The sequence below is a fragment of the Shigella sp. FC1661 genome, from assembly GCF_001712525.1.
Taxonomy (GTDB): domain Bacteria; phylum Pseudomonadota; class Gammaproteobacteria; order Enterobacterales; family Enterobacteriaceae; genus Escherichia; species Escherichia coli.
The window spans coordinates 1-205 of sequence record NZ_MDGW01000562.1 but is presented as its reverse complement, the minus strand read 5'-3'; the positions used below and the strand labels follow the sequence as shown (position 1 = coordinate 205).

Annotated in this window: 1 pseudogene and 1 other annotated feature; the pseudogene reads left to right on the top strand. The window is 53.2% G+C overall.

The window, feature by feature from the left end:
* Positions 1-205: pseudogene (locus BFF42_RS28020) on the top strand (IS3 family transposase); the annotation flags it as partial.
* Positions 51-167, top strand: a sequence feature (AL1L pseudoknot). Its footprint overlaps the pseudogene before it by 117 nt.

Below are 205 nucleotides of genomic sequence, written 5' to 3'. Positions count from 1 at the left end.
CGTGAAAATCGTGAACTGCGCCGCAGTAACGATATCCTTCGCCAGGCTTCCGCTTATTTTGCGAAGGCGGAGTTCGACCGCCTCTGGAAAAAGTGATGCCACTGCTGGATAAGCTGCGTAAGCTGTACGGGGTCGGACCGGTATGCAGTGAACTACATATTGCCCCGTCAACGTATTACCACTGTCAGCAACAGCGACATCATCC